Annotated in this window: 5 protein-coding genes; 2 read left to right on the top strand and 3 right to left on the bottom strand. The window is 64.6% G+C overall.

Going from position 1 to position 4457, the window contains the following annotated elements:
• Positions 1-2580 (top strand): molybdopterin cofactor-binding domain-containing protein (locus HP499_RS21210; protein ID WP_172326093.1); only part of this gene is annotated, 2580 nt, incomplete at its 5' end.
• Between the two features lie 75 nt (positions 2581-2655).
• On the opposite strand, the gene HP499_RS21215 is transcribed toward HP499_RS21210, so the two are convergent.
• The gene (locus tag HP499_RS21215) at positions 2656-3123 is read right to left on the bottom strand and encodes a GNAT family N-acetyltransferase (RefSeq protein WP_172326094.1); all 468 of its coding nucleotides are present in this window, start codon (positions 3121-3123) and stop codon (positions 2656-2658) included.
• A gap of 20 nt (positions 3124-3143) precedes the next feature.
• On the bottom strand, positions 3144-3782 hold the full coding sequence (gene nboR / locus HP499_RS21220) for a nicotine blue oxidoreductase (RefSeq protein ID WP_172326095.1): 639 nt from the start codon (positions 3780-3782) through the stop codon (positions 3144-3146).
• Between the two features lie 161 nt (positions 3783-3943).
• Between nboR and HP499_RS21225 the strand changes: the two genes are divergently transcribed.
• Positions 3944-4135, top strand: a complete 192-nt coding sequence (locus tag HP499_RS21225) for a DUF1508 domain-containing protein (protein ID WP_172326096.1) — start codon at positions 3944-3946, stop codon at positions 4133-4135.
• A gap of 83 nt (positions 4136-4218) precedes the next feature.
• On the opposite strand, the gene HP499_RS21230 is transcribed toward HP499_RS21225, so the two are convergent.
• Positions 4219-4457: hypothetical protein (locus HP499_RS21230; protein ID WP_172326097.1), on the bottom strand; the 239-nt coding region annotated here is incomplete at its 5' end.

The following is a 4457-nucleotide window of genomic DNA, read 5'->3' on the forward strand; positions in this document are numbered from 1 at the left end:
GCCGGGATGATGATGACCGCGGCAACGTTCGACGACGAGCAACGCGCCAACCTGCCCCGCAACCTCAAGGGAAACCTGTGCCGCTGCACAGGCTACCGTTCCATTGCGGACGCGGTCTGCGGTCACGGCGATGCTCACGGCGATGCTCACGGCGATGCTCACGGTGATGCTCACGGTAGCGACCAAGGCGACCACCAGCACGGTGCTGACGTTTCGGGGGCGCAGCCGGTGCAAAACGCTCAAGCTCCAGCCGCCGTGCCTGCCACGCCGGGCCAACTCGGCGACAACGTTCCCGCTCCGGCCGGCCAAGCCGTGGTCACCGGAACCGCCCGCTACAGTCTGGACGTGCCGGCCGAGGATCTTCCGGGCCTGCTGCACATGAAACTCCTGCGTTCGCCGCACCCGCATGCCCGGATCGTGTCCATAGACAAAGCACCGGCCCTGGCTGTTCCCGGCGTCGTTGCGGTCTTCACCCATGAAGACGCCCCGCAGCTGTTGTTTTCCACGGCCCAGCACGAGAACTACACCGACGACCCCGACGATACCCGCGTGCTGGATAACGTGGTGCGGTTCATCGGACAGCGGGTTGCCGCGGTGGTGGCCGAGTCGGTGGGTGCCGCCGAGGCAGGTGCCCGCGCGCTGGAGGTGCGGTACGAACTCCTGGAACCGGTGTTCACTCCGCAAGAGGCCATCCTCCCCGGAGCCCCGGCGGTCCATGGGGAAAAGGACGGTGTTTTCTCGCGCATTTCCCGTCCGCTCCAGAACGTCGTGGCCGAGGTGCACGCCGAACTGGGCAGCGTGGCGGACGGCTTTGCAGCGGCCGACTTCATCCACGAGCACACGTACCAAACCCAGCGCGTGCAGCATGTGGCCATGGAAACCCACGCATCCATTGCCTGGGTGGACGCGGACGGCCGCTTGATGATCCGTTCCTCCACGCAGGTTCCCTTCCTGGTGAAGCGGACGCTGAGCCGGGTGTTTAACCTGGCCCCGGAGACCATCCGTGTGGTGGCCGGCCGGGTTGGTGGCGGATTCGGTGGCAAGCAGGAAGTCCTCACCGAGGACCTGGTGGCTCTCGCCGCCTTGGCACTCGGCAGGCCCGTGCAGCTGGAGTTCACCCGCACCGAGCAGTTCACGGCTACCACCACCCGGCACCCCTTCACCATTCACTTGAAGGCCGGTGCCAGCCGTGATGGTTCGCTGACCGCGCTGCAGTTGAACGTCCTCACCAACACCGGTGCCTACGGAAACCACGCTCCCGGTGTAATGTTCCACGGCTGCGGGGAGTCCCTGGCCGTGTACAAGTGCGTGAACAAGAAAGTGGATGCCCACGCCGTGTACACCAACACCGTCCCGGCAGGTGCTTTCCGTGGCTATGGGCTGAGCCAGATGATCTTCGCCATCGAGTCGGCCATTGACGAGCTGGCCATAGGGATCGGCATGGATCCGCTCGAGTTCCGGCTCAAGAACATGGTCCGGCCCGGAGATCACATGCTCTCCACAACTCCTGAGCCCGAGGAAGACGTCCACTACGGAAGCTACGGCCTGGACCAGTGTGTTTCCTTGGTCCGGGACGCTTTGGACCGCGGCAAGGAACGCTACCGGGCTGCCGGCTTGGATGACCTCGGACCCGATTGGGTGGTGGGGGAGGGCTCAGCCCTGTCCATGATCGACACCGTCCCGCCCCGCGGCCACTTCGCCCACACCCGGGTGAGCCTGGAAGCGAACGGAAGGTTCGCCGTCGACGTCGGTACTGCTGAATTCGGGAACGGCACCACCACTGTCCACGCGCAGCTGGCTGCCACGGCCCTGGCTACCACGGCGTCCAAGGTGACAGTGCGGCAGTCCGATACCGACCTCCTTGAGCACGACACCGGCGCGTTCGGTTCTGCCGGAACTGTGGTGGCCGGTAAGGCGACGCTCGGTGCGGCGCTGGAACTGGCCACCCGGATCCAGACTGTTGCCGCTTCGCTGACGGGAGCGGCCTTGACGGATTGCCGCTTGGTGGACGGTGCGGTGGAGTGCGGTGACCGGACCGTGCCGCTGACGGAAATCGTCGACGCCGCCCGGCTGCAAGGCGTCCGGCTCGCCACCGACGGCAACTGGGGAGGGACGCCACGGTCTGTGGCATTCAACGTCCATGGCTTCAGGGTTGCCGTCAACACGGGAACCGGTGAGCTGCGGATCCTGCAGAGCGTCCAAGCCGCGGACGCCGGTGTGGTGGTCAACCCGCGGCAGTGCCGTGGGCAGATCGAGGGCGGTATTGCGCAGGCGCTCGGCGCGGTGCTGTACGAGGAAGTAAAAGTGGACGACGCCGGCCGCGTCACCACGGACATCCTGCGGCAGTACCACATACCGTCGTTCGCGGACGTGCCCCGGAGCGAGGTGTACTTCGCCACCACCAACGACTCCACCGGCCCGCTGGGAGCGAAGTCCATGAGTGAGAGCCCCTTCAACCCGGTGGCGCCCGCACTGGCCAACGCCATCCGAAACGCAACAGGAATCCGCTTCGGTGAGCTGCCCATCGCGCGGGACAAGATCTACCTGGCCCTCCGCGACCGCACCCTCATCCCCAACTGACCCCTGTCCCCGTGCCAGCCCAACTAGGTAACAGCAAACGTCGCTATGAGCCCTCATTGCGACGTTTGCTGCTACCTACTTGGGGGAGACGGTGAGCTCCATGAACACACTGTTCGGGTCCAGGGTGTAATCCCCAAAAGGCGGGCACTCCGTGAAACCGTGCCGGGCATACAGCCTGCGTGCCGGAGCGAAGTAGTCCTCTGTTCCCGTCTCCAAGCTCACGCGTTCATAACCCAGCCGGGCAGCCTCGGCCACAATGTGCTCCAGCATCCGGGTGGCCACGCCACGTCCGCGTGCGGCGGATGTGGTGCGCATGGATTTGATCTCTGCCTGCCCGGCGGACAGTTTCTTCAGCGCACCACACCCCAGCAAGGTGCCGTCCTCGCGGGCTGTCCAGAACGTGATGGCCTCGTGGGACAACGCCGAGTGATCCAACGCGTGAACACTCTCTGCAGGCGACGTCGCGAACATGTCAGCCAAGTGCTCGCTGAGGAGCTGGTGGACGTCGGGGCGCGCGGGATCGTCGGGTTCGATGCTGATCATGCCCCTAATTTACCCGCCGGCTACCCTTCCAGAAGATGCAGCTGATCCTTGGTGTCCAGGTCCTCGCCCGAGCACAGGTCACTGCAATCCACCAGGTCCACCAGGCCGGGATGCGCTTTGAGGAAGGAGCGCGCGCCAGTGTCGCCATGAGCCGCTGCTGCGGCATCGGCACGGAGCGCGACGTCGAAAATCACCGGGTGCCTGCGCTTCAGGTGACCCGAATCGTCAGGGTAGGCGGCTGCGGTGACCCGGCCGGGACGGTGGCTGCCCAGCAGCCGGCTCACCGCCGTCGGGGTTAAACCGGGTTGGTCCACCAGCGCCACCATGATGCTGTTGCCGGGGGTGGCGGCGTCGATTCCTGCGCGGAAGGATCCGGCCATGCCCTTGGCCCAGTTCTGGTTTTCCGCCACCGTATAGGTGCCCAGATCGGTCTTCCGACGGACCTCGTCGGCCTCAGCACCCAGCACCACCACAACTTCGCGGCAACCGCCGTCGAACAGGGTATCGGCGAGAACCTCCACCAGGGTCCGGCCGCGGAACGGCAGCAGCGCCTTGGGTCCGCGGCCCAAACGGGTGCCGGCGCCCGCAGCGAGGAGCACACCCGTGGTGGGGGCCGTGCCGGTGTCAGTCATATCCTCACGATACGCGCGGGGGTGCATGCGGTCTCTAGCTCCTCGGGGACTTTCGAATTGATCTACCTATATCGGTTGTAAATTACCGATCAGTAGGGCTTTTGGACGTCTGAAATGGCCGATATCGTCTATGGGGGAGTTATGAAGTCAGCTCGAAAACGCAACGATGCGTGAAAGTACAGGGGAAAATGGCTGGCAATTTCGAAATTCTCAAAGCAGGATCCAACTCATTCCGGTTCAGGCTCACCGCCGAGGACGGCACGGTTGTGGCAGTGTCGCCACAATTTCCTAACCTTAAAGCCGTGGTGGACGGCATCAACGCGGTCCGCGAAAATGCGGCGACCGGCTTCGTGGTGGACCGGAGGAACCTGGGCACCTGAGCCCGGTCAAGCAAACCAGCGAAACACCAAGATGGCGGCAGTGTTCTTCACGAACACTGCCGCCATCTTGGTAATGCGGTTGGTTAGGCGTCGCCGCCTGCGCCGCCGGTGGTGCCGGCGTTCACATCCAACAGCTTGTAGCGGTCAATAGCGTACGACGGCGCGCCCTCCTCAACTTCGCCCCTCGCCGCCAGCAGCTGGAGGGTTTTGGTGACGATGGAGTGGGTGTCGTTTTTGAAGTAGCGGCGTGCGGCTTGGCGGGTGTCGGAGAAGCCGAAGCCGTCTGCTCCGAGGGAGGCGAAGTCGTTGGGGATGAATTGGC

This window comes from Paenarthrobacter sp. CM16, assembly GCF_013179505.1.
Taxonomy (GTDB): domain Bacteria; phylum Actinomycetota; class Actinomycetes; order Actinomycetales; family Micrococcaceae; genus Arthrobacter.